General features: G+C 66.6%; 23 protein-coding genes and 1 pseudogene. 12 read left to right on the top strand and 12 right to left on the bottom strand.

Annotation, left to right across the window (positions count from 1 at the left end):
* Window positions 1-139: 139 nt before the first annotated feature.
* The 3 genes from ACQUST_RS14525 to ACQUST_RS14535 all read right to left on the bottom strand — a co-directional run bounded on the left by ACQUST_RS14525 (window position 140) and on the right by ACQUST_RS14535 (window position 3,318).
* Window positions 140-1,846 (bottom strand): hypothetical protein, encoded by a 1,707-nt coding sequence (locus ACQUST_RS14525; RefSeq protein ID WP_435130150.1) that lies wholly within the window; start codon window positions 1,844-1,846, stop codon window positions 140-142.
* A 112-nt stretch (window positions 1,847-1,958) separates the two neighbouring features.
* Window positions 1,959-2,405: a universal stress protein gene (locus tag ACQUST_RS14530; RefSeq protein ID WP_435130153.1), complete on the bottom strand. Its 447-nt coding sequence runs from the start codon at window positions 2,403-2,405 to the stop codon at window positions 1,959-1,961.
* Window positions 2,406-2,481: 76 nt separating this feature from the next.
* On the bottom strand, window positions 2,482-3,318 hold the full coding sequence (locus tag ACQUST_RS14535) for an MBL fold metallo-hydrolase (protein WP_435130155.1): 837 nt from the start codon (window positions 3,316-3,318) through the stop codon (window positions 2,482-2,484).
* 334 nt (window positions 3,319-3,652) lie between these two features.
* Here ACQUST_RS14535 and ACQUST_RS14540 point away from each other — a divergent pair, with 334 nt between their 5' ends.
* Window positions 3,653-4,543 carry an SIR2 family NAD-dependent protein deacylase gene (locus ACQUST_RS14540; protein WP_435130158.1) on the top strand — a complete coding sequence of 297 codons (891 nt, stop codon included), beginning with the start codon at window positions 3,653-3,655 and terminating at the stop codon, window positions 4,541-4,543.
* Window positions 4,544-4,800: 257 nt separating this feature from the next.
* Here ACQUST_RS14540 and ACQUST_RS14545 read toward each other — a convergent pair.
* A pseudogene (locus tag ACQUST_RS14545) lies at window positions 4,801-6,415 on the bottom strand (transposase); the annotation flags it as partial.
* A 156-nt stretch (window positions 6,416-6,571) separates the two neighbouring features.
* Here ACQUST_RS14545 and ACQUST_RS14550 point away from each other — a divergent pair.
* The 9 genes from ACQUST_RS14550 (at window position 6,572) to ACQUST_RS14590 (ending at window position 13,785) form a co-directional block, all read left to right on the top strand.
* On the top strand, window positions 6,572-7,282 hold the full coding sequence (locus ACQUST_RS14550) for a HEAT repeat domain-containing protein (RefSeq protein WP_435130161.1): 711 nt from the start codon (window positions 6,572-6,574) through the stop codon (window positions 7,280-7,282).
* 358 nt (window positions 7,283-7,640) lie between these two features.
* Window positions 7,641-8,855, top strand: coding sequence for an ABC transporter substrate-binding protein (locus ACQUST_RS14555; protein WP_435130164.1), 1,215 nt, complete (start codon window positions 7,641-7,643; stop codon window positions 8,853-8,855).
* Window positions 8,842-9,249: a hypothetical protein gene (locus ACQUST_RS14560; protein WP_435130167.1), complete on the top strand. Its 408-nt coding sequence runs from the start codon at window positions 8,842-8,844 to the stop codon at window positions 9,247-9,249. The genes ACQUST_RS14555 and ACQUST_RS14560 overlap by 14 nt, the downstream gene beginning before the upstream one ends.
* Window positions 9,250-10,365, top strand: coding sequence for a FecCD family ABC transporter permease (locus tag ACQUST_RS14565; protein WP_435130170.1), 1,116 nt, complete (start codon window positions 9,250-9,252; stop codon window positions 10,363-10,365).
* On the top strand, window positions 10,365-11,291 hold the full coding sequence (locus ACQUST_RS14570; protein WP_435130173.1) for an ABC transporter ATP-binding protein: 927 nt from the start codon (window positions 10,365-10,367) through the stop codon (window positions 11,289-11,291). Before ACQUST_RS14565 ends, ACQUST_RS14570 begins: the two co-directional genes overlap by 1 nt.
* A complete protein-coding gene (locus ACQUST_RS14575; protein ID WP_435130176.1) occupies window positions 11,291-11,542 on the top strand; it encodes a hypothetical protein in 252 nt (83 codons plus the stop codon). Before ACQUST_RS14570 ends, ACQUST_RS14575 begins: the two co-directional genes overlap by 1 nt.
* The gene (locus ACQUST_RS14580; RefSeq protein WP_435130179.1) at window positions 11,530-12,207 is read left to right on the top strand and encodes a DUF7260 family protein; all 678 of its coding nucleotides are present in this window, start codon (window positions 11,530-11,532) and stop codon (window positions 12,205-12,207) included. Before ACQUST_RS14575 ends, ACQUST_RS14580 begins: the two co-directional genes overlap by 13 nt.
* Window positions 12,167-12,541: a metal-dependent transcriptional regulator gene (locus tag ACQUST_RS14585; protein ID WP_435130181.1), complete on the top strand. Its 375-nt coding sequence runs from the start codon at window positions 12,167-12,169 to the stop codon at window positions 12,539-12,541. Before ACQUST_RS14580 ends, ACQUST_RS14585 begins: the two co-directional genes overlap by 41 nt.
* A gap of 53 nt (window positions 12,542-12,594) precedes the next feature.
* The gene (locus ACQUST_RS14590) at window positions 12,595-13,785 is read left to right on the top strand and encodes an SLC13 family permease (protein WP_435130184.1); all 1,191 of its coding nucleotides are present in this window, start codon (window positions 12,595-12,597) and stop codon (window positions 13,783-13,785) included.
* Between the two features lie 144 nt (window positions 13,786-13,929).
* Here ACQUST_RS14590 and dph2 read toward each other — a convergent pair whose 3' ends face one another.
* From dph2 to ACQUST_RS14610, 4 genes are all read right to left on the bottom strand, one after another.
* Window positions 13,930-14,967, bottom strand: a complete 1,038-nt coding sequence (dph2, locus tag ACQUST_RS14595) for a diphthamide biosynthesis enzyme Dph2 (protein ID WP_435130187.1) — start codon at window positions 14,965-14,967, stop codon at window positions 13,930-13,932.
* A gap of 108 nt (window positions 14,968-15,075) precedes the next feature.
* Window positions 15,076-16,086, bottom strand: a complete 1,011-nt coding sequence (locus tag ACQUST_RS14600) for a sodium:calcium antiporter (protein ID WP_435130190.1) — start codon at window positions 16,084-16,086, stop codon at window positions 15,076-15,078.
* Between the two features lie 84 nt (window positions 16,087-16,170).
* The gene (locus ACQUST_RS14605) at window positions 16,171-16,794 is read right to left on the bottom strand and encodes an RAD55 family ATPase (RefSeq protein WP_435130193.1); all 624 of its coding nucleotides are present in this window, start codon (window positions 16,792-16,794) and stop codon (window positions 16,171-16,173) included.
* A gap of 8 nt (window positions 16,795-16,802) precedes the next feature.
* Entirely contained in the window at window positions 16,803-17,549 is a 747-nt protein-coding gene (locus ACQUST_RS14610; RefSeq protein WP_435130196.1) for a MinD/ParA family ATP-binding protein, read from the bottom strand.
* Between the two features lie 125 nt (window positions 17,550-17,674).
* Between ACQUST_RS14610 and ACQUST_RS14615 the strand changes: the two genes are divergently transcribed.
* Window positions 17,675-18,613, top strand: coding sequence for a DUF7547 family protein (locus tag ACQUST_RS14615; protein WP_435130199.1), 939 nt, complete (start codon window positions 17,675-17,677; stop codon window positions 18,611-18,613).
* 28 nt (window positions 18,614-18,641) lie between these two features.
* On the opposite strand, the gene ACQUST_RS14620 is transcribed toward ACQUST_RS14615, so the two are convergent.
* Window positions 18,642-18,806, bottom strand: a complete 165-nt coding sequence (locus ACQUST_RS14620) for a hypothetical protein (protein WP_435130202.1) — start codon at window positions 18,804-18,806, stop codon at window positions 18,642-18,644.
* 91 nt (window positions 18,807-18,897) lie between these two features.
* Between ACQUST_RS14620 and ACQUST_RS14625 the strand changes: the two genes are divergently transcribed.
* Entirely contained in the window at window positions 18,898-19,338 is a 441-nt protein-coding gene (locus tag ACQUST_RS14625) for a winged helix-turn-helix transcriptional regulator (RefSeq protein ID WP_435130204.1), read from the top strand.
* Between the two features lie 37 nt (window positions 19,339-19,375).
* On the opposite strand, the gene ACQUST_RS14630 is transcribed toward ACQUST_RS14625, so the two are convergent.
* The 3 genes from ACQUST_RS14630 to ACQUST_RS14640 all read right to left on the bottom strand — a co-directional run bounded on the left by ACQUST_RS14630 (window position 19,376) and on the right by ACQUST_RS14640 (window position 21,922).
* The gene (locus ACQUST_RS14630) at window positions 19,376-19,777 is read right to left on the bottom strand and encodes a nucleic acid-binding protein (RefSeq protein WP_435130207.1); all 402 of its coding nucleotides are present in this window, start codon (window positions 19,775-19,777) and stop codon (window positions 19,376-19,378) included.
* Window positions 19,774-20,931, bottom strand: coding sequence for a thiolase C-terminal domain-containing protein (locus tag ACQUST_RS14635; protein ID WP_435130210.1), 1,158 nt, complete (start codon window positions 20,929-20,931; stop codon window positions 19,774-19,776). The genes ACQUST_RS14630 and ACQUST_RS14635 overlap by 4 nt, the downstream gene beginning before the upstream one ends.
* Before the next feature lie 70 nt (window positions 20,932-21,001).
* Window positions 21,002-21,922 (bottom strand): glycosyltransferase family 2 protein, encoded by a 921-nt coding sequence (locus ACQUST_RS14640; RefSeq protein WP_435130213.1) that lies wholly within the window; start codon window positions 21,920-21,922, stop codon window positions 21,002-21,004.
* Between the last annotated feature and the right edge of the window lie 78 nt (window positions 21,923-22,000).

Below are 22,000 nucleotides of genomic sequence, written 5' to 3' on the forward strand. Positions count from 1 at the left end.
GCCATCGACCTCTACGTCAGGTTCGCCATCGGACCGTACGAGTTCGAGCCGCGTCCAACGAATCCGCGGCTGGAGAGTGACGAACGAAAATACGAAGACGCCGCCGGTGTTCGGAGACGCGTTTCTTCCTGTCGGCGGCTCACTCCTCGTCTTCGTTCTCGGCGCCCGAGCCGCCCGGACCGAACACCGACGAGAGCCGGTCGCGGAACTCCTCGAAGTCCTCCAGTTCCGCGCGGAGTTCGGCGACGTCGGCGCGGAGTTCGCCGACCTCGTCGTCGACGGACGCGGACAGCGACTCCACCTCGGTTTCGAGGCTCTGCATCGACTCGCGGACGTCCGCGACCGCGTCGTCCTCTTCTGCGAGTTCGTCGGCGACGTCGTCGACCTCGGCGCGGAGTTCCGCGATGGACGCCTCGAGGTCCTCCGCGGTCTCGTCGAGGTCGTCCTCCCACGAGGAGACGTCGTCTTTCAGTTCGTCGAGGTCGCCGTGGATGTCCTCGCGGTCGGACTCCGCGGCGGCGACGTCGGCTTCGACCGCGTCGAGTTCCGTCTCGACTTCGTCGACGGTCTCGCCGAGCGACTCGACGTCCTCGCGGAGGTCGGCCATCCACTCCTCGCCGGTGCCGTTCTCGTCGATGAACTCCTCGAGCGCGTCGGTGTACGCCGCGAGGTCCTCGAACTTCGACTGCAGCCGACTGATGCGGACGTCGACGCTCGTCGAGTGGTCGCTCGTCGAGCGGTCGAGTTCGAGCTCCTCTTTCAGCGTCTCGCGGTCCGCCTCCGAGACGTTCCCGGCGCGGAGTTCGGCGGCGAGCGCCGCCGCGACGCTCTCTGACTCCGCCGCGCCAGCGCCGGCACCGGCCGCGACTCCGCCGGGCTCGGCTTCTACGGACGGCTCCGGCGCCGTTTCGGCTTCCGCTTCGGCCGCCGCTTCCGCTTCTGCTTCCGCCTCCTCGCCGTCCGCTTCCGGCGCGGCCGCCGCTTCCGCTTCCGCCTCCTCGCCGTCCGCTTCCGGTGTCACTGCCTCCGATTCGGCCTCGCTGCTGGCGGTTTCCTCGGCCGGTTCGGCTTCTTCGGTTTCCTCTCCGGGGCTGCCGAGGCCCGCAAGCGGGTCCGGCGCCTCGGCCGCTCCCGATTCGGCCTCCGCGTCCGCCTCGACTTCGGCCTCGGCCGCTGTCTCCGCCTCTGCTTCGGCCTGTTCGTCGAGCGCCTCCGCGATGGCGTCGTCGCCGGCGCCGAGTTCCTCCTCCGCGGCAGCGAGGTCGAGCGGGGAGCTCTCTTCGTGTTCTCCGTCCGCAGCGGCGGCCGATTCGGCCTCGACCTCTCCGCCGACGCCGTCCGCCGCGTCCTCGGTCGCCGCTGCCGCGTCGGCTTCGGCGCCCGGAACGGACTCGCTCTCGCCGGAGAGTACGTCGCGGACGACCTGCGAGGAGTCCTCGCCGATGACGTCGGCGACGTCGCCGACCGGGTCGGCGTCCTCGTCGACCTCCTTGACGTCCGGTTCGCCGAGGAAGTTCTGGCCCTCCTCGGGGTCGTCGGTGCGGATGCCGTATACCGTCGTGACCTCCTCGCCGGGTTCGAGTCGTCGCCGGTACTCGACGCGGTGGTCCTGGTAGGCGGTCCAGTGTTCCGACTCGAACTCCGGGTGGAACCCGACGCGGTCCATCGGGAACTCCTCCGGGATGTCGTCGACGAGCTGGAACTCGGTCGGGTCGTCGCGCTCGGACCGGAGCGTGAACTTGATCGCCGGCACCGGGAACTGGTCCGCCTCGAACTGCTTTTCGACGGTGACGCCGTCGGATTCCACGACGACGACGCCGTCGTCAGTGTCGGGGCCCTGGCTCATGCGTACACTCAATCGGAGTCACGGTAAAAACCCAGCGGGCAAATTATCGCGGCGGGCACACCGGCGGTTCAGCGTCGCTACCGGACGAGAACTACCGCGCCGCCGTTCGGGTTCACTCGGTGACGACGGTGACCGGTTTCCCGGCGTCGAGGATGATGCGCTGTGTGTCGTCGCCGAACAGCGCCTTCCCCGCCGGCGAGCGTCTCGCGCCGGCGATGAAGATGTGGTCACAGCCGCGTCGCTCCGCCTCCGTCAACACGGTGTCCGCGCGGTCGCCGACGCTGCCGACGGCTTCGTACTCCACGTCCAGTCCGTCCAGCACTTCGCGGCCGATGTCGCCCGCGTAGCTCCGCGCGCCTTCGACGGCCTGCCCGACGGTGTACGTCGAATCGCCGCCAGTGACGCGCTGTAACTGCTCGCGCTGCTCGTCGTACTCGTCCTCGTCGGTGACGTGCAGCAGCGTCAGTTCGGCGTCGACGCCTTCGGCGAGCTTCCCGGCCTCCCGCGTCAGCGTCTTCGCCGTCTCCGTCGGGCCGACGACCGCGAGTGCGTGGTCCATGACGCCGACATAACGAAGCCCCCCGGCAAAAACCCGGTGGTCAGTGCGGCGCTCCGTAACCGAGTCCGGCGGCCGCTCAGAGGTCGACGCGGTCGCCGATCTCGACGACGTCGAGCTGCTCCGGGTAGTCGAAGCTCCGGGCGTGGTCGTGCAGCGCGGTCGGGTCGGCGGTCAGCCCCTTCCACATGTCCCAGTGGCTCGGCAGCAGCCGGTCCGTCTGGAGCGCCGAGGCGATCTCGACCGCCTCGTTCTCGTCGCAGTACCACCGGGTCCGCTGCGGCTTCCGCGTCTGCTTGTCCGGGACGTTTCCGACCGACCCGAACGCGACCACCGCGAGGTCGATGTCGTACCGCTCGCCGAGTTCGGCGAAGCCGTCGTGCGGTTTCGTGTCGCCGCCGTGGAACACGGTGCCCGCGTCGTGCTGGATGACGTAGCCGACGGGGTGGCTCGCGTCCGGGTCGTGGACGCCGACGACGTCGACGTCGAACTCGCCGACGCTGAACGAGTCGCCCTCCTCGATTTCGACGAACTGGTCGTCGTCGACGTCCCAGTTCCCGGTCCAGTCCTCGTCGTCGGTGACGGCGAGCGAGTCGTCGGCGGCGTAGAGGTCGGCGCCGGAGTTCGCGAGCAGCGGCGCCTGCGACGGCCCGTGGACGTGGTCGGTGTGCTCGTGGGTCGCCAGCACGGCGTCGGCGCTGTAGACGTCAGCCGGGTCGAACGGCACCGGAATCATCCGGACCGTCCGCGGCGGGTCGCCGACGCCGACGTACGGGTCGACCCACAGCGTCGTCTCGCCGCGCCCCTTGAGCGCGAAGCCGTTACAGCCCAGGTACCAGACGGCGACGCCGTCCGGATCGGAGCCCTCGATGGTTCGCGGCAGCCAGTCGCCCCAGTCGGATGTGGTCTCTGCCATACCGGCCCGTCCGGCGCCGCCGACTAAGCGTTGTCCACTCGGACCGAGCGGGCCGGACGGCGTGGACCGGCACCGGACGAATCCCTGACCACGCCTCCCGACGCGGTTCTCATCGCTGCGAACCCCGCCCAAAAGCATATACCGGGCCGCCCGCTCGTCCGTGCTATGAGCACGCACGACCGGAACACGGCCGATTTCGCCGCGATGACCCACTCGATGGGTGAAGCCGTTCCTCCGTTTCGGCGCGTCGTCGGTGACTTTTACGCCGACTGACCCGACGCGCGACGCCTGACCGAACGCGCTCTTTTTCCATCGGTGCGCCGCACGACGACGCATGCCCGACCGACGCGACGACCGAACCGACCACGGCGACCGCGACGGCAACTCCGAGGCGGACAGCGACCGCGACGTCGACGATGCGTTGCTGGCGCGGTTGGCCGCCGACGTCCGGGACGCCGACCGGGTCGTCGTCCTCACCGGCGCCGGCGTCAGCGCGGCCTCCGGCGTCCCGACGTTCCGCGGCGAGGACGGAATCTGGGGCGACGAGTTCGACCCGGACGACTTCCGGTACGGCCGGTTCCGCGACGACCCCGCCGGATTCTGGCGGGACCGCCTCGCGCTCCACGACCGCATGCACGGCGACGGCGTCGAGCCGAACGCGGCCCACAGGGCGCTCGCCGCCCTCGAAGCCGCCGGCGTCGTCGACGCCGTCGTGACTCAGAACACCGACGGACTCCACCGCGCGGCCGGCAGCGACCCGCTCGAACTCCACGGCACAGCCTCGCGCGTCGAGTGTCAGCGCTGCGGCGAAACGGCCGACGCGGCGTCCGCCCGCGCCCGGGTCCGGGCAGCCATCGACGACGACGCGGGCTCGGCGGCCGACGACGCCGCGACCGATGAATATCGCGGCGTCGACCCGGAGTGCCCGCCGACGTGTGAGGCGTGCGGCGGTGTGTTGAAGCCGGCGGTCGTCCTGTTCGGCGAGCCGCTCCCGCGAGCCGTGTTCGCGGACGCGCGTCGGCAGGCCGCCGCTGCTGATGTGTTCGTCGCCGCCGGGTCGTCGCTCACGGTCGAACCGGCCGCGTCGCTGCCCGCCGAGTGCGACGGGACGCTCGCCGTCGTCAATTTCGACGAGACGCGGCACGACGGGCGCGCGGACTACGTGTTCCGCGACGACCTCACGGCGGTTCTGCCGGCGCTCGCGGCGGCCGTGCTGGACGAGTAAAACACGCCGACTGCGTCGGGAATCGAAGAAACAGCGGGTCGCTGCGGGTAGCGACTACCCACAGTTTCGGAGGATGGGCCAGTTTTGGACTGGGACGCCGTCTATTCGTGTTCCATTCACCAATTGAGCAGCTATTTTGAACAGTCCTGATCCAATCTACCAAGAGAACGTCCAAAATTTCTCAGATTCTGGCGCTGCTGAACAGCGTTACCACTCTCTGGTGGCGAACTCGGTAAGGGAAGCGACCGGTCAGTCGGGGGGATCAGCGCCGAAACGACGACTTCGACACATTCACCCGCGGTCAACACGGGCGCATAGTCCATCTCGCCGTCAACGCCAGCTTTCAGCAGGAAGTCCGTGAGCCGCCAGATGTTGTAGAGCAAGACCGCGAACACGAAGTAGAACAGCCTTACACGGTAATCCTTCGAGGAGGTCTTTGCGAGGAAGTCGTTCTTGATGCTCTTGTACTCGTTTTCGATCTGCCAGCGACAGCTGTAGCGGCGACAGAACGACTCGGCCTCCTCGGGGCCGATTCGGAGATTCGTGGCGAAGACAGTCGTCCCCTCACCATTCGTCGACGGCACGTACAGGAACTGCATTAAGTGACTTCCTGATTCGACGTGAACGGACGCCGATTCTACCGCGACGGCTTGTCCGTTGGCCTCCATTGTTTCTATGGCTTCCCGCTCAGTGCTGTTGATTCGAGTGGGGATGGGATAGTTCACGCCGAGATTCGAGAGCGTCTGGTAGACTCGCTTAGAATCGAACTCGCGGTCACACAGCACGGTCTCTACAGGGACATGTTCTTTTTGCTCGTTGAACGAGCCGCCGAACAACACGGTGAACCTAATTCGGCGGATTCCTATCCCACGCTGAGCTCTCCCGAATCGGCTCGACAGCGAGTACCAACGGAATGTTCTGGCCGATAATCGAGAGTGTCGCAAATTTGAATGCTCGCTCTTCCTCACCCTGCACCCCACTGACCATCGGCATCTCCTAAACGTCGCCGTAGTACGGAATCGTCGTGATGTCGATTGCTGCAGTGACCGGACGCCGAAACGATGCCTCCGAGGCGATAGCCGAGAGCAATCGGTCGCTCGCCTGATCGAAGCCCTCGATTAGCGCTTCCGGCTCGAATTGCTTGACCGCTCGCAGGTGCGTGTCACCATGCGGGCCATACTCTTCCCCCCGTCGGAACTGAAACCGTGCAGCTCCCTGCGCAGTCCCACAACCGACCATTCCCATGAACGTCTGTAACTCGAAGAATTGCACGTCTTCGTAAGAGGCGTTCTGCGCTCGACCAGAGTCGAATCCGTCGAAACCGTGGTCTCGTGCGAGGCGTGTTGTCCGGCGAATCTGTTCGTCCGAGAACTCAGTGTCCGTAGACTCGACCTGCTCATCGTCTTCAGCTGACCCTGACTTCGAGTCAGTGACCTCCTCTTTCGGGCGTACTGCGGAGACAGCAGGACCGTGGTCATGGATTTCCTTGACGACGAAGTGGGCGGCGACGGTCACGTACTCACGGACGCCATCGTCGAATCGGTTCCTCCAAGCGCGAGAGAGGACGGCCTCATCGGGCACGTGGTTTATGCCGAACGGTTCGGCGAGTTCCTGATACGTTTCGAGAGTTCGGTAGCTGTCGCCCGTGATTTCCCGATAGATGAACAGTCGAAGCATCCCCACAAACGAATCGGGCGCTGGGTGCCAGTCCGGGTAGCCGTCTTCTAGATGATTCATGTAGATGGTAACTTCACTCACAGCCGCCCGGAGAGACTCTCCATCTCGCAGCGTCTCCCTGAGTTCGATTCCAGTTTTGTAGGCGTGAGTCATCCGGCAGGCGCGGTCCGAGAGCGGGTCCAGCGTCTCCGACATCGCTTCGCACTTGTATCGGCGTAATAGAAGTGGTCGCGGTCTTGTTTCTATCAGTATCCTCCGTCGATAGAGACGTTCAGTAGGGCCCTCCCACGCCAGCGCAGAATCACCGGATTGAAGCGATTGGTCGTGAAAGTCAGTCACATACCCTCCCTGATGAGTGAACCAGATCAGCCGCCAACACCCGATCGCCTGACTTCTCTTCTCGAGGAGCGAGACCACCAGGAGACGGTGGCGTGTCTCGACCGGCTCGGCGCGGCTGATGCTGAGACTCGCAAGCGTGCGTTACGAGCGGTCCGGAATGTCGCTGAAGAGCCACCGGGATCCTTCGACGGCCTCGCTCGCCCACTTTCGACGTTCCTAACTGACGAAGACCGCGCGATCAGATTAACGACCGCGAAGCTGTTCGTCACGCTCGCGCAGTCTGAACCGGCAGCCGTCCTGCCAGCCGTTGACGCGCTCGCCGGGCGGCTGGCCGACGACGAGGAGTTCTACTACGTCCGGGCGCGAAGTGCGGAAGCACTCGGCTACGTCGCGGTCGACTCGCCCGAGGAAGTCACTGATCCGGAGACGCTGGCCGACCTTCGCATCGGCTTGGAGTTCGACGAACCCGAAGTCAAGGAGAAACTCGCGAAGGCGTTGGCCCACGTCGCCCTCGGCGACCCGCGTCGGCTTCGTCATCAGGTCAACTCGTTGGCCGAGCACCTCGACGACGAGAACGAACTCGTCCGATACCACCTCTGTACGGCACTGGTAGTCGTCGGGTGTGAGTATCCAGACAAGCTGGCCGAGGCAGCGGAAACGCTCCAGGAGCGACTCGGTGACGAGAACCCGTACGTGCAGGGGCGGGCGGCCGAAGCGCTCTGACTACTCGCCACGTCCGAGACTGCCGTTGGGGCAGAGTTCGACCTCGATGATGGTGCGGGCACGCACGAGGACCCGCCGACCTTCCTGGTCTACCGACTGTCGTTCTGCCGACGGCAGCTAGCCAGCGACCAGTCCGCGGACGCACCCGAGGGGGTCGGCACGATTGAGTCGATTCGAGACTGTACGGACGCCGTGGTCGAGGAAATGACTGCTCCTGACGGCGATGCGTGTCCGCACTGTGGGCTCGACCTACCTGAAAATGGGCCGCCGATGTGTCCGCGCTGCGGTGCGCCTCGCTGATATTTTGGCCTACCTAAAATTCGGAACGTTTTTACGCGTTTAGGCGATCCTAAATCGTATGCCAGACGATTCCAGCGATCACGGGGCACCAACGCGGCGTGACTACATGAAGTACGGCGGCGCGGTCGTTGGCGGTAGCCTCTTGGCAGGCTGTACCGGCGGGAGCGGAGATAGCAGTCCCGAAGGCGAGACATCGACAGACGAAACAGCGGAGTCATCCGGGGACCAGTCATATTCGGTCACAATCGAGCCGACCGGACGAGTGGAATTCGACGAGGTACCAGGAACGTGGGCGAGCTTGGACGCTGACGAAGCGGACATGGCATACGCACTCGGACAGGGTGACGGACTCGTCGCATACGGTGAACCCAAAAAGCTCGCTGGATTTACACGTTGGATGGACCAACTTCCGGACGTGGCGTTCGATCCGACAGACGCACTCCGACTTAAAGTGGGTGGCACCGTCGACCCGGAACTGTTCTACGAAGCGGATGCGGATGTCCATCTCATCGATCCAAACACACTGCGAATCGCCGACGGAGCACACTGGAGTAATGAAGAGATCGTTGAAGTGTCGGATCGAGTTGGCCCGTTTATTGGGCACTCTAACCGGACACCACGTCCCGAAGAGTATCCCGAGTATCCGATGTATTCGCTGTACGAAGAGTTCGAAAAGTACGCCCAAGTGTATCAACAACAGGAACGATTCGAAGCGTTCGAAACGGTTCATGACGAACTCCTCTCCGACATCCGACCGGAACTTCCGCCCGAGAGCGAGCGCCCAACTGTTGGAATGTTTACTGGTGGTTTCAAGCCGGATGAAGGTCGGTTCGATGTACGGGATTTTACTCAGGGCGGAACTGAGGGGAAGCAATACCGTGACCTCGGCGCAATAAACGCATTTGAGGACGCACTTGAGGGACGATCATATAAAGCGACTATCGACTACGAACTCCTGTTGGAAGTTGATCCGGATGTCATTCTCATCCAGTGGGGTGCAGAACACCCGAGGGAGCGATACGAGAACCGTTTCTTCGAACCGCTCAGAAAAAACGAGTTTGGCGCACAGCTCACTGCAGTGCAAAACGGCCGGCTGTATATGGGTGCTGACCCGGCACAGGGGCCGATTTTCAACCTGTTTAATACCGAAATGCTTGCCAAGCAGCTCTATCCCGAGCAGTTCGGAGAGTGGAAAGGAATTGGGGAGCATACCGACGCAGAACGACTGTTCGACCGCCAGCGGGTTGCAGACATCATCAATGGGAACCTCTGAAACCACCGAGTACGATATCATCGTCATCGCCGTCGGCCACGGGGCTCGCGTCGGCCTCGATGTCATCACCGACTACCGCCGGGTCGAAGAGGGACTGTGGGAGGCCGCCGCCGACCACACCGACTGGGTGGTCCAGCAGGGTCGCTACGCCGGTGACGACTGGCTCGAACGCAGCGCCGAGTACACCATCGAGTCCGCTCCCGACGGCCTGGACGACGAGTTCGTCCAGCGCAAATCCCACGAGCTCGCTAAGGAGCAACAGGGCTGGCAGGTCGACGAGGCGGAAGTCGAACACCGTACTGAGCGCGCTCATCGGCGGCTGCTTGACCACGTCGACGACGACCTGATCCGTGACTATGCATCCGACCTCGGCGCCCCAGAGGTGAGCGAATAGATGGCGACTGAAACCCCATCCGACGCCGACACACGCAGTTGGCGCGAGCAGTGGTTCGGCTGGTTCGACGGCTCGCTGTTCACGCTCATCATCGGTAGTCTCGCTGTCATCGTCGGCGGTGGCCTCGTCCAGGTGAGCTTCGGCGCGTACTCAATGAGTATCGTCGAGGCCTGGCAGGCCGTCTTCAACCCGAACGTCATCTTCAACGCCCAGGCGTGGGAAGCGTTCCTGCTGGGCGGCGAGATCCCGGAGATGAACACACGGAGTCTCATCGTCTGGAACATCCGGCTGCCACGCGTGTTCGTCGGTGCGCTGGTCGGAATGAACCTCGCCGTCTCGGGGGCGATCTTCCAGTCGGTCACCCGGAACGAACTCGCCAGCCCGTTCATCCTCGGCGTCTCCTCCGGGGCAGGATTAATGATCCTGCTGACGCTGGTCGTCTTCTCGGGGCTGGCGGCGTTCCTACCGCTGATCGCCTCCGTCGGCGGTGCTGTTGCGTTCCTGATCGTCTACGCCATCGCCTGGAAGAACGGCACCTCGCCCGTCCGACTCGTGCTCGCGGGCGCCATCGTCGGCACCGTCTTCGGAAGCGTCCAGACGGGGCTGTTTTTCTTCGCCGACGACATCGGCGTCGTCCAGTCCGCCATCGCCTGGACCACCGGCTCGCTGACCGGGACGGACTGGGAGCAGGTGCGGATTGCGCTGCCGTGGACCATCGTGGCGATAGGACTCGCGTTGATCAGTTCTCGCCAGCTGAACGTCCTCCTGCTCGGGGAACAGACCGCGAGTTCACTGGGGATGAGCGTTGAGAAAGTTCGCTTCGCGCTCTCCGGAGTCGCGGTGCTGGCGGCGGCTGCGAGCATCGCGGTGGCGGGGATCGTCGGCTTCGTCGGTCTCATCGTCCCGCATATTGTGCGCAACATCGTCGGCAGCGATTACAAGAAACTCGTCATCGGCTGTGTGTTCGCCGGCCCGGCACTGATGGTCGCCGCCGACGTGGGAGCGAGACTTGCGTTGAACCCCGTCCAGATTCCCGTCGGCATCGTCACGGGGCTGATCGGCGGCCCATACTTCCTCTACTTGATGCGGAAACAGGAACAGATGGGTGAGATCTGATGAGCGAGCAACCGACCGATCCACGGACGAACGGAAGCGGCTCAGCGAGCACAACCGACGAGCAGTCCGGCAGCGAAACCGATGGAAGTCTCGACGCCGAGGAGCTCGTTCTCTCGTATCCGAGTAGCGACGGTCCGATCATCGACGGCGAGTCGATCACGGCCAAACCGGGAGCCGTGACGGCGCTGATCGGCCCGAACGGCTCCGGCAAGAGCACCTTCCTGAAGGGACTCGCCGACCAGCTCGCCCCCGATGCTGGCTCCGTGCTCGTCGACGGCCGAGCGATCGAGACGTTCGACAAGAAGGAGCTCGCTCGGACGATGGGGCTGCTCTCACAGGAGAGCACCTCGCCCAACAGCATCACCGTCGAGGACCTCGTCTACCACGGCCGCTACCCCCATCGCGGGTTCTTCGAGAGCGTCACCGACGAAGACGAGCAGGCCGTCGAACGTGCCATGGAGCTGGCCGGCTGTGAGCATCTGCGCGACCGCGAAGTGGGCAGTCTCAGCGGCGGGCAGAAACAGCTCGCGTGGATCGCGATGGTGCTTGCCCAGGACACCGACGTGCTCCTGCTCGACGAGCCGACGACGTTCCTCGATCTGCACCACCAACTCGAGGTGGTGGAGATCGTCGAAACCCTCGGCACGGAGAGCGACATCACGGTGGTCGTCGTCCTCCACGACATCCAGCAGGCAGCACGGCTCGCCGACGAGATGGTCGTTGTCAAGGCGGGCACGATCCAGGCCCGGGGAACACCCGAGGAGGTCATTACCGAGGAGCTGCTCGCGGAAGTGTTCGAGATCGACGCCGAGATCGATCTCACGCCGCGTGGCCCACGAATCGAACCGCTCAGAGCGCGCCACGACGACGAGGAACGCGAACGGCCGGCCAAGCCCGTCGCCCAGGCCGACGGCGGGGAGGACTGATGGCCGCCAGCGACGCGTTCGAGACGGAGCTGGACGCCTACCGCGAGCAGGTCGAGCGCCCGCTGTGGCGACTCTTCCGCGCCTATACACCCGACCACGCGCTGTGGCTCACGATTGGTCTGGTCACGAGCGTGCTCGCGTACGGAACGGTACTCGTGACGCCCATCGTGCTCGGGACGACCATCGACGCGGTGTTCACCCAGGAGAGCGCGTACGCGCTGCCAATCGTCCCCGATGCGTGGTTGCCGTAGCACTGGCGCCGACGACAGAGGCGTCGTTCACTCCAGAACTCAAAGAGATGGTTCTCGCCGAAGCGCAATCCCGACGGGCGGAAGCGACCGCGTTACAGGACGCGCTGGAACGCGAGGAGACCCACCTCAAAGAGGCGGCTGCGGCGGTCGATGACATCATCGCGTGGATCGTCAACGCGAACGAGACGCCCCTAACCGACTTCGGCTTCGACGCGTTGCAACAGCGCCACGAGATACTGGCCAGCCATCGCGCCTCCTGTGAAGATGTGGCCCGCGACCGCCAGGAATTTCTCAAAGAGACGACAAACGACGGTGTCGACGCTGGTGTCCGCCACCAAAGTCTCATGCCGTACCTCTATCAGGATTTCCGGTCGACCATCCGGTGCTCGCAACGGTCGCGACGCTCGATGAAACGTGTGAAGAAAGCCAACGAACCGTGCGAGACCACCTGGTCCGGAGGGCATGACCGATGGCTGACGGGCCGCGTCGACAACGGGAAAAGGCGTGGGCGTGGGTGTATCTCGCGCTCTTCGGAGCCGATAGCGAACCGACCGACACCGAGACGGAGTCAACTGATCAGACCAGGGAGTCAACTCAAGAGTCGTCAGGCGGTCCTGAGGCGAGATGAGCGGGGCAGACCAATACTTGCTGGCCGTGTATATTGAGTCACAGCGAAATGGAGCACCAGTCTCCTCGGGAGCCGTGGCTGACCGACTGGACAAATCCCCGGCATCAGTGACGGAGATGTTCCCGCGACTCGACGATCATGGGTTGGTGGGATACGAGCCGTACAAAGGGGCCACACTAACGGACGCGGGGCGCGACCGGGCAGCAAACCTGCATAAGTCGTATGTGACGCTCTCGTGGTTCTTCCGGAGCGTGCTCGAACTGGAGACGCACGAGTCGGAGGCGATGGAACTGGCTGGGGTGATCGATCCGGGCGTGACTGACCGACTCGTACAGCTGCTACCAGCTGAGGACTCCAGCTGTGGATCGTGAATCGAGATCGAAATCTGGTGGGTTCACAAGGGGACTGGACGGAGTATCGCTGAATGGTTTCGGAGACGCTGATAATTGGCTTGGTCGGCCTCACGTTCGGCCTGCTCTTTTTCCGCCAGATTCGCGTGTATCCGCTCACCCGTGCCGTCACGGCGGCGACCGGGGCGGTCGTCGTCGTCGCGCTCGGGGCCATCTCACCCGAACGGGCGCTCGCGAGCATCGATACCGAGACGATTTTGCTCCTGTTCGGAATGCTCGCACACGTCGAAGCGCTCTCTCGAAGCGGCTTCTACCCGTGGGCGGCGACGCTCCTCGTGCGGCGAACTGGGACCGTCCGGCGACTCGTCATCGGCACGCTCTGGGTCGCCGCCGGACTCAGCGCGCTCGCACTCAACGACGCTGTCGTCCTGTTGATGACGCCCGTGTTGATCCAGGCGGTCGAGGAGACTGACACGACGCCGACCGGACCACTGATTGCAGTTATTCTCGGGGCGAACATCGGGAGCCTCGCGACACCGCTCGGCAACCCCCAGAACGCGTACATTCTGAGTCAGAGCGGGCTCTCGACCGTCGCGTTCGTGGCGACGCTAGCTCCCGTCGCGTTCCTCTCATTGCTCGTTACGAGTGTTCTCTTGGCCGTCAGATACGACGGAACGGCCGTTCGATCAACGGTGTCGCTGCCCGATCTCGATCGACAGTGGGCGCTCTCCAGCAGTGGATTTCTCCTCGCGACGTTCGTACTGTTGGCAGTGTTCCCAGCGACTAATGCGGGCATCGTTGCGGCTTCGATGGGTGTGCTCCATCTTGCGTGGCTACAGCTGTTCCGAAAAGTGCCGGGAAATGCGATCCTCTCGGAGATGGACTGGGGAATCCTCGTCCTCTTCGTGGGCCTATTCGTTCTCGTCGGGAGTCTCGAAGGGACCGCGCTGGTTGATCATCTCCGGACGGTCGAGGATGGAATCGGGTTCCCTGCCGTGATCTTTCTGCTCTCGAACGTCGTGAGCAACGTCCCGGCGGTTGTGCTGCTGTCGACGACGGTCACCGACCCGCAGTCATGGTACGTGCTGGCCGCGGTGAGCACGCTCGCTGGGAACGCCACGCCCGTGGCGAGCGCTGCGACGCTGATCGTTCTGGACCAAGCGAGTCGCCGCGGGATCGACATCTCGGCCGTTCAACTCGTTCGAGTTGGGTTCCCAATCGCGGTGGTGACGACCGCTGTTGCAACGGGATTACTTTTGCTCTGAGCGGGCGGAAGAGGCTGAACGGAAATGAAGTGTTCGGAGACAGCTCTTCGCCAGTCCGAGCTACGGCGTAGTTTCGGTCTTTATTTATTATAACGAGGAACGAGTAGAAGGCACGCATCAAATCCCTCCTCCGAGGTTGTGCGACTACCAGGTGCCGTGGAAGGTGTCGAATTCGAGGTCTTCGAGCGGCTTGTTGCCGACGGCGATCTCGTACTCGCCGGGCGTCAGCATCGGCTTGTGGAACTGCGGGCCGTCGTCGGTGGTGATGCGCGGGCAGCCGGTGTTGACGAACGCGTCGAAGTCGAAGTTGCGGAGGCGGTCCGGCGTCACCTCGTCCATCGTGATGAGGTGGGCGTTGTCGTTGTTCTCCACGATTTCTTCGGCCTTGTCGAAGCGGCCCTGCCCGATTTTGGTGCAGAAGATGACGCCGAAGGTGTCTGCGTCCATCGCGCGGTGGACGGCGCCGTAGCGCTGCTTCAGGAACTTCTCGGTGTCCGCGACGGTGACGACGTTGTTGACGGGGTCGGCGATGACGACGTTCTTGTCGGGGTGCTCCATCGCCAGTCCGAGCGGGTGGAACTTCCCGCCGCCGACGTACAGCACCTGGTCGGCGTCGATGTCGGCTGAGGCGTAGTTACAGCCGAGCACCTGCCCCTCGTGGGTGAGCCGGTCGTCGCCGCGGCGGGTGTGGACGTCGTAGCCGCGCTCCTCCAGCCAGTCGTACATGTCCTCGAAGAGGTTCATGTGCTGGGCCGTCGTGACCAGGCCGACGTCCGGGTCGTCGTCCGGGTCCGCGAGTTCGTCGAGCGAGTCCTCCATGATGGGGAACGGGTCGACGTTCGAGAACAGCGGGACGTAGATGATCTTGTCCGACTCCTTCATCGGCGAGTGGCCGAAGTGGACGAACACGTCACAGCGTCGCATCAGGTAGGTGTCGAGGTCGCAGGCGCCGTAACACGGCTGCCCGGAGATGAGGTACCGGACGCCGTCGGTGAGTTCGCGGAGGTCGTCAGCGACCGCGGGGGCGCGGCGCTTCAGCCCCTCGGGGAACTGCAGGCCGACCTTGTCGGCGTCGCGCTCCTCGACCGCCTCCACGATGCGGTCGAGTTCGTAGTCCCACTCGCGGTCGTGCTTGAGGGACATCCCGGTGTTCGTGAGATCGCCCTCGCTTCGCTGACTCATTACGCCGGGGTAACGACCGGAGGCGGTTAAGCGCCGCGCTCCGCCGAGCGCCGAGAGAACCGGTGACACCCGACGAAAAGTGCGCGAGCCGCGGCGCCGACTCGCCGGTCAGACGCCGGGGACGATGGCCGTGATGCCGACCGTTTCGGTGACCATCCAGGCGATGAACAGGACGTACAGGCAGAGCAGCGACGTCGCCTCGCCGCGCGTCAGTTCGAGGTCCGTCCGGGTGGCGACGAGGAAGCCGAGCGTCGCGACGGTCAGAAAGCCCATCATCGGAACCGCGGTGGCGAAGTCGACCTCGGCGGACCCGGCGAGCAGCACGGCGGCCGGAATCGCGACGAGCAGGTCGAAGGTGTTGCTGCCGAGGACGTTCGCGAGGCTCGCGGTGCCGCGGCCGGCGTCGGCCGCGCGGACGGAGACGATGGCGTCGGGGAGGCTGGTGCCGGCGGCGACGACCGTGAGCCCCCAGATGGTCGACGGGACGCCGAGCAGCGCTTCGAGGTCGAGCGCCGCCTGCACGAGCAGTTCGACGCCGACGAGGATGGCGACCAGCGACCCGAGCAGCACCACCCACTGTTTGCCGGCGTCGACGTCGTCGACGTCCGGCGGCTCGAAGTCGGAGACGTCCTGGAACTGGATGAACACGTAGACGGCGTACAGCCCGACCGGGATGAGCGCGAGCGGCCGCGTCACCGTCGCGACGAGCCGCCCGGTCGGCGACGGGTGGTAGATGACGCCGAACGAGAACGTCAACAGCAGCACCGCGACCGCGAGCATGTAGAACTGCGCCTCCTTGTAGACGACGTCGCGGTTCGCGTCGACGCCGTGGCCCTTCAACGCCGAGACGCCCGGAATGACGAGGATGTTGAATATCGCAGACCCGACGATGGCGCCGACCCCGAGGTTGAACTCGCCGTGCAGCAGGACGGCGATGACGGAACTGGACAGTTCCGGGAACGACGAGCCGATTGCGGCGATGACGGCGCCCTGAACGACGGCCGGGAAGCCGTAGTAGGCGCCGAGCCGTTCGCTCGCGGTTTCGAGTCGGCCGCCGCCGAGCCACACCACCGCGGTTCCCGCCACGGCGAACACGGCGGCGACGAATACGGAAGCCATGGTCGACGGTGACTTCCGCGGGAGTTGTAAATCCGTGGGTGGCCGCGCAGACTCCGGCGCGAACCGCTCCGATTCGCGTCGCGGTCAGGCGATGTCGCGGCTGGTGTCGATGGTGACGGACTCTTCGAGTTTCAGCTTGATCGTCTCGTCGAGCGCGCTGCCGCCGCGGAACTTCGGCACCGCGAGGTGGTTCACGACGTCGGTGCCGCGGACAGACGTCCTGAGGTCCCAGACGACGTCCGCGACGTGTTTCGTCATGGACCGCAGCGGCGGCTCGTCCTCCTTCATGCAGTGGAGAAACGCGACGCTGTTGGTGTTCACCATCGTCGTCTGGAGTTCGGTGAGGAACCGCCGGTAGCGGCCGCGGTCGGCGCGTTCGAGCGGGTCCGCGACGTCGATGAGGAGGTTCGCGCCCTCGGGGAGCGTGCTGATGAGCCGGTTCGCGGCGTCCAGCGGCGCGTCGCCGCCGATGTCGCGGACCGTCGGGTCGCCGACGCTGGTCTTCGCGCGCTCCAGTCCGTCCTCGACGGCCTGGTCCGACCGGAGCGTCGTGAGGTACAGCGTCCCGCGGGCGTCGGTGAGTTCGTACAGCAGCAGTTCCGACTGGCTCGCCGGGTCCGCCGTGAAACAGACGATGCTCCCGGCCGGGATACCGCCGCCCAACTGCCGGTCGAGCACGTCGACGCCGGTCGGGAGCCTGTCGGGCATACGTGTCGCTAACGCGGTTGGCCGGCATAACCGTTTTCACCACTGGTAGGTATACTGCCACCTTCTCCCGTCGACGCCGCAGTTCCGAGCGCCGACGCGACCCGCCGGTAGGCGGCGGCCACGGCGGCGCTCTCCAGCACGGGCGGGGGTGCGCGCGGGACTCGGCCGAGAACCGGGCAGTTCAGGGCGGCGTCGACGCCGGCCGGCACCGCGGTGGCTCTGGTCAGGACGGCGCCGACCACCGGCGTTCCGACGGCGCGCGCCATCGCCGCGGTTTTCGCCGCGTCCCGCAGCGTCGCCGCACACGGCTCCGCGACCAGCAGCGCGGCGTCGGCGGCGCGCAGCGGAGCGACCGCGTCCGGCGCCGCTCCCGCCGGGCAGTCCACGAGAACCGCACCGTCGAACGCCCGCGCCGCAGCGAGCACCGACTCCACGTCCTGCAGGTCGGACCCTGTTCGTTCGCTCGACCGTTCCGGCGCCGGGAGAACGGCGACGCCGTCCGAGACGCGGCGCGCGGCGGCGGCCGAATCGACCACCGCGCTATCGGCGCCGTCGGTGCCGTCGATACCGTGGGCGCCGTGGGCAGCCGCGTCTGGCCGGTCGGTCCAGCCGCGGTCGACGCCGGCGAGCGCGTGCAGGTCCGGGAGGTCCCAGTCGGCGTCCACGACCAGCGCGTCCGCGTCGAGTGCGCGGCCGAGTCCGAGCGCGGTCGTCGTCTTCCCGCAGCCCCCCTTTCCGCCGGTAATCGCGAGCATAGCACGGCGTGGCTGCGTCCTCCGATTTGAACGTTCGCGTCGCGGCCGCTCGCCGGTCACTCGTCGGAGAGGCCGGACCGGGGCCGCGGCGAGGATTTTTCGTTCGGCGGACACAACGACGCGGTATGACCGACAGCGACCCGGACGGGTCCCCGCGAGACGAGTCCGGCTCAGGCCCGACGGACGAGGACTTCGCCGCGCTCGTCGACGACCTCTCCGACACGCTCCGCGACCTCCGGCGGGAACTCGGAGAGCGAGAACCGGGCGACGGCGGCGCCGACCGCGACGCCGAACGGTCGGGTCGGCGCAGGTCGACTCGGCGCACCGGTCGGTTCCCGCCGCGGCCACCGGGGCTCGGAGAACTGGTCCGGTTCACGAACGACTACACGATTCCGTCGCTCATCGCGACGCTCGAAGCGACCATCGAACTGCTCGAACTGTTCCGCCGGTTCCTCCAGCTCGCCGGGCCGCGAGACCTGGATTCCGGCCGCGTCACCGACCCCGGAGGCGGCCGGGGCCGCGGCCCCGGCTCGCTGCTCTCCTCCGGCGTCTCGTCTGCCGGGGAGCGCGCGGCGGCGGACGTCACCGACGCGCTCGGCAGGCTTCGCACGGCGCTCGACGAGGCGGACCTCCCGGAGGACGAGGAGTCGCGCGACGTCGTGGAGCGGGCGCGCGACCTGAGCGCCGAAATCGAGCGGCGCGTCGCGGAGTCCCGAGATGCCGTCGCCAGCCAGCGCGACCGGGAACGCCGGACGAACCGCGGCGACGACGCAGTCACCATCGACGTTACCGACGAAGACGGGGACGGCGACGGTGACTCGGCGGACACCGGCAGCACCGACGACGGCCGGGTCAGCGGCAACGGCGACGGCGCGGGCGACGACGACGCGGACCGCGGCGACGACGAGTCACCGCAGGTGGACGTCGACGCCGAACTGGAGTCCATCAAGCGAACGCTCGGGAAAGCAGAGGGCCGCGACGTCGACGGGGACGGGGAGTCCGGCGGCGACGAGCCGCCCGCAGACGACTCGTCAGCCGACGAGTCCGGTCCCCGCGAGGACTAACCGGTCCTGACGAGGGTCCGGCGGGGCGTCAACGGCAGCCGCAGCAGTTCGACGCGGACGCGGCTCCGCCGGTGCAGACGGGGCACCGGCAGTGTTCGGCGTCCGTGGCGGCGAGCGCGAGCGCGACGCCGAGCGGGAGTTCGACTGGTTCTGACGGGTCGATACAGCAGCCACCGGGAGTTCGGTCCGACATGCGTCCCGACGGATGCGGGGGACGCGTATCGACCCCGGCGTCGGCTGTCGCCGCGGCGCAGTCCGGTCGGCGACGCGGGCCGCTGTCGCCGGTGACAGTCGGCGCCGCAGTTAAGACGGCTCCCCGGTTCGATTCCCGTACGTCAACTGGCGCTGCCGACTGGCGGGACTCCCTGACGGCGCTTCACGGGACGCTCTCGGGGAAGTACGCGCTGCACGTCGTCCGGGCGCTCGCCGACGGTCCGGCGCGGTTCGGCGACCTCCGGGAAGCGGTCGGGGACGCCCCGGAGAAGACGCTGTCCCGCCGGCTCCGCGAACTCCAGTGTCGCGACTTCATCCGTCGCGACCTCGTCCCGTCGTCGCCGCCGTCGGCCGAGTACCGGCTCACCGACGAGGGCGACCGGTTCGTCGCGCCGCTCCGCGGGCTCGAAGCCGAAGTGGAGTACGTCGACTGCACCGCCTGCGACGACGACCGCCGCGTCGCCACGGTCGACGCCGACGCGACCGAGCGGGCGCTCGCCGAGGAGTGCTGAAGCGCCGCAGAAAACCGGGGAAACGGGCTGAACCCGGCTACTGGACGGGACGGAACCGGAAGCCGTCCCACTCCTGACTCTCGGCTTCCCGGATGCCGGCGTCCGGGTCGCGGAGCTCCTCGCAGTACACCGGTTCGACTTCGTCGCCGATGTCGACGTCGCCGGTCGTCACCTGGCCGACCGCGCGCACCGGCTGGTCGTCGACGGTGAACTCGACGATGGCGAGGTGGTTCGGTTCGCGGACGCCCGGCGGCGTCGCCGTCGACGTCGTCCACGTCACCACCTCGGCGGTGTAGTCGGTGAGGTCGACCGTGCCCACCGGCTTCTCGCCCGTCGGACCGACCGGGTGCGCCGGGTAGGTGATGGAGCCGTCCGGGTAGCGCGCCGCCTCGAACGCGGGAGCGTCGGTGTCGTCGGCCGCGTCGCCGTCGGCGGTCATGCCTCCACCCCCTCCAGAATCGTGGTGGTGACGCAGTTCCCGAAGCCGCCGACGTTGCAGGCGAGGCCGACGTCGGCGTCGACCTGCCGCTTCCCGGCGTCGCCGAGCACCTGCTGGTACACCTCGTACAGCTGTGCGACGCCGGAGGCGCCGAGCGGGTGCCCCTTCGATTTCAGGCCGCCGGACGTGTTGACGGGGAGGTCGCCGCCGCGGGCGGTGCGTCCCTCGTCGGCCGCTTTCCACCCTTCGCCTTTCTCCGCGAAGCCGAGGTCTTCGAACTGCAGGAACTCGAGGATGGTGAACATGTCGTGCAGTTCCGCGACGTCGACGTCGTCGGGGCCGAGCCCCGCCATGTCGTACGCCTGCTCGCCGGACTGGACGACGCCGCGCATCGTCGTCGGGTCGACGCGCTCGTGGACGACGTGGGTGTCGGTGGCGCCGCCGACGCCGGAGACGACCGCGTACTCGTCGGTGTACTCGCGGGCGACCGACTCGGGGCAGAACAGCAGCGCGGCGGAGCCGTCGGTGATGGGGCAGAAGTCGTACAGCCGGAGCGGGTCCGCGACGATGGGGGAGTCCAGCACCGTGTCGAGGTCGACCTCCTTCCGGAACTGTGCGTGCGGATTGTCGACGCCGTGCCGGTGGTTCTTCACGGCGACCTTCCCGAGGCTCTCGCGCGGCGCGTCGTACGAGTCGAGGTAGAGCCGCGCCGTCAGTCCGGCGAAACTCGGGAGCGTCACGCCGTGTTTGTACTCACAGGGGTGGGTGAGCGACGCGATGACGTCGGTCGCCTCGGCGGTCGTCCGGTGGGTCATCTTCTCGCCGCCGACGAGCAGCGTCATGTCGGACGCGCCCGACGCGACGGACTGCCACGCGGCGTACGCGCCGGCGCCGCCCGACGAGGACGTCTGGTCGACCCGCGCCGTGTACGCCGGGACGGCCTGCAGGTCGTGCGCCAGCGCGTTCGGGACGCCGGTCTGCCCCTCGAACTCGCCGCTCGCCATGTTCGAGACGTACAGGTGGTCGACGGCGTCCGCCGGGACGCCCGCGTCCGCGAGGCACGCCTGGCCGGCCTCCGCCAACAGTTCGCGTATCCACGCGTCGCGCTGCCCGAACTGGGTCATCGACGCGCCGATGACTGCGACTCGGTCCATACCGTCCGGTTCGCGCCGTCCCACTTCGCCGTTTCCCCTTCGAGTCGCCGACCGCGTCGGTCGGCGCGGCTCAGTCGACGCCGCCGTCGACGACGTCAACGTCGAACAGCGAGCGCCACCGGTACCGGCGGCCGCCCCAGACGAACGTCCGGCGCGCGAGGCCGTACAGGAACAGCGGCGGCGTCACCACCGCCGACGGGTACGCCAGCAGCACCGTCCACCGACGAACCCCGAAGAAGGCGTACAGCGCAGCGGCCGCGGCCGTCGTCGCGACCAGCGCCGGCAGCGGGAACAGGACGCACAGCAGCGCGACGGCGACGGAGACCGCGAGGCCGGCCGTCATCCCGCGCGGCTCGTGACGGAACGCGATCTGGCTGAACCGGGCGTGCCGCTCCAGCGTCTCCGGGAGGCTCCCGCCGACGGCGACGCGGCGGACCCGCCTGAGCGGCGTGACGTCGAGGCGTTCGGAGAGCAGTCCGTCGTCGCTGACGGTCCGCCGGAGGTCCCGGCACAGCGCCGCTTCGTCGACGTCGTCGGCGTCGAACGTGACGGCGCCCGCCCACGCCTTCCCGCCGGTGTACGTCCCGAGCGTCCCGCCGAGCGCGTACGTCGGCTCCAGCAGCACGGACAGCGGGTCGCGCCCGACGAAGAACGGGAGTTCCGACACGGGTCCGTGTACGGCGTAGTCGTCGTGCAGCGCCGCCAGCCAGCCGTCCGGGTGGGCGAAGTCGTCGTCGGTCCACACGACGCGGTCGTGCCGCCGCGCCTCCATCCCGGCCGCCACGGCGTTCGCCTTCCCGGAGCAGCCCGCGGGCTCGCCGGCGACGACGACCCGGACGCCCGGCGGTAGCGACTCCCGGTTCGCAACCGGGTCGTCGTCGGCGTCACAGACGACCAGCAGTTCGTCGTCGCCGCGGAGCTGCGCGGCCACCTCGTCGCAGGCGTCCGTCCACTCGACCGTCGGCAGCAGCACGCTCGTTGGCGGAGCCATCGCTCGTCGGTTCGTCGCCACGCGCAAAAACGTCGGGTGTCGAGACTGCGTCGGCACCGGCGTCGGCGCCGACGTATC

The sequence above is a fragment of the Halobaculum sp. D14 genome (assembly GCF_051195135.1).
In the GTDB taxonomy this organism is placed as follows: Archaea; Halobacteriota; Halobacteria; order Halobacteriales; family Haloferacaceae; genus JBNTKA01.

What these genes read in the sequence shown, in the direction of transcription:
- dph2 (WP_435130187.1), bottom strand. Translation starts at nt 14,967, where the DNA reads ATGAGTCAGCGAAGCGAGGGCGATCTCACGAACACCGGGATGTCCCTC.
- ACQUST_RS14610 (WP_435130196.1), bottom strand. Translation starts at nt 17,549, where the DNA reads ATGCTCGCGATTACCGGCGGAAAGGGGGGCTGCGGGAAGACGACGACC.
- ACQUST_RS14590 (WP_435130184.1), top strand. Translation starts at nt 12,595, where the DNA reads ATGGTTTCGGAGACGCTGATAATTGGCTTGGTCGGCCTCACGTTCGGC.
- ACQUST_RS14525 (WP_435130150.1), bottom strand. Translation starts at nt 1,846, where the DNA reads ATGAGCCAGGGCCCCGACACTGACGACGGCGTCGTCGTCGTGGAATCC.
- ACQUST_RS14615 (WP_435130199.1), top strand. Translation starts at nt 17,675, where the DNA reads ATGACCGACAGCGACCCGGACGGGTCCCCGCGAGACGAGTCCGGCTCA.
- ACQUST_RS14640 (WP_435130213.1), bottom strand. Translation starts at nt 21,922, where the DNA reads ATGGCTCCGCCAACGAGCGTGCTGCTGCCGACGGTCGAGTGGACGGAC.
- ACQUST_RS14630 (WP_435130207.1), bottom strand. Translation starts at nt 19,777, where the DNA reads ATGACCGCCGACGGCGACGCGGCCGACGACACCGACGCTCCCGCGTTC.
- ACQUST_RS14635 (WP_435130210.1), bottom strand. Translation starts at nt 20,931, where the DNA reads ATGGACCGAGTCGCAGTCATCGGCGCGTCGATGACCCAGTTCGGGCAG.
- ACQUST_RS14575 (WP_435130176.1), top strand. Translation starts at nt 11,291, where the DNA reads ATGGCCGCCAGCGACGCGTTCGAGACGGAGCTGGACGCCTACCGCGAG.
- ACQUST_RS14565 (WP_435130170.1), top strand. Translation starts at nt 9,250, where the DNA reads ATGGCGACTGAAACCCCATCCGACGCCGACACACGCAGTTGGCGCGAG.
- ACQUST_RS14585 (WP_435130181.1), top strand. Translation starts at nt 12,167, where the DNA reads ATGAGCGGGGCAGACCAATACTTGCTGGCCGTGTATATTGAGTCACAG.
- ACQUST_RS14550 (WP_435130161.1), top strand. Translation starts at nt 6,572, where the DNA reads ATGAGTGAACCAGATCAGCCGCCAACACCCGATCGCCTGACTTCTCTT.
- ACQUST_RS14560 (WP_435130167.1), top strand. Translation starts at nt 8,842, where the DNA reads ATGGGAACCTCTGAAACCACCGAGTACGATATCATCGTCATCGCCGTC.
- ACQUST_RS14570 (WP_435130173.1), top strand. Translation starts at nt 10,365, where the DNA reads ATGAGCGAGCAACCGACCGATCCACGGACGAACGGAAGCGGCTCAGCG.
- ACQUST_RS14600 (WP_435130190.1), bottom strand. Translation starts at nt 16,086, where the DNA reads ATGGCTTCCGTATTCGTCGCCGCCGTGTTCGCCGTGGCGGGAACCGCG.
- ACQUST_RS14530 (WP_435130153.1), bottom strand. Translation starts at nt 2,405, where the DNA reads ATGGACCACGCACTCGCGGTCGTCGGCCCGACGGAGACGGCGAAGACG.
- ACQUST_RS14620 (WP_435130202.1), bottom strand. Translation starts at nt 18,806, where the DNA reads ATGTCGGACCGAACTCCCGGTGGCTGCTGTATCGACCCGTCAGAACCA.
- ACQUST_RS14555 (WP_435130164.1), top strand. Translation starts at nt 7,641, where the DNA reads ATGCCAGACGATTCCAGCGATCACGGGGCACCAACGCGGCGTGACTAC.
- ACQUST_RS14605 (WP_435130193.1), bottom strand. Translation starts at nt 16,794, where the DNA reads ATGCCCGACAGGCTCCCGACCGGCGTCGACGTGCTCGACCGGCAGTTG.
- ACQUST_RS14540 (WP_435130158.1), top strand. Translation starts at nt 3,653, where the DNA reads ATGCCCGACCGACGCGACGACCGAACCGACCACGGCGACCGCGACGGC.
- ACQUST_RS14535 (WP_435130155.1), bottom strand. Translation starts at nt 3,318, where the DNA reads ATGGCAGAGACCACATCCGACTGGGGCGACTGGCTGCCGCGAACCATC.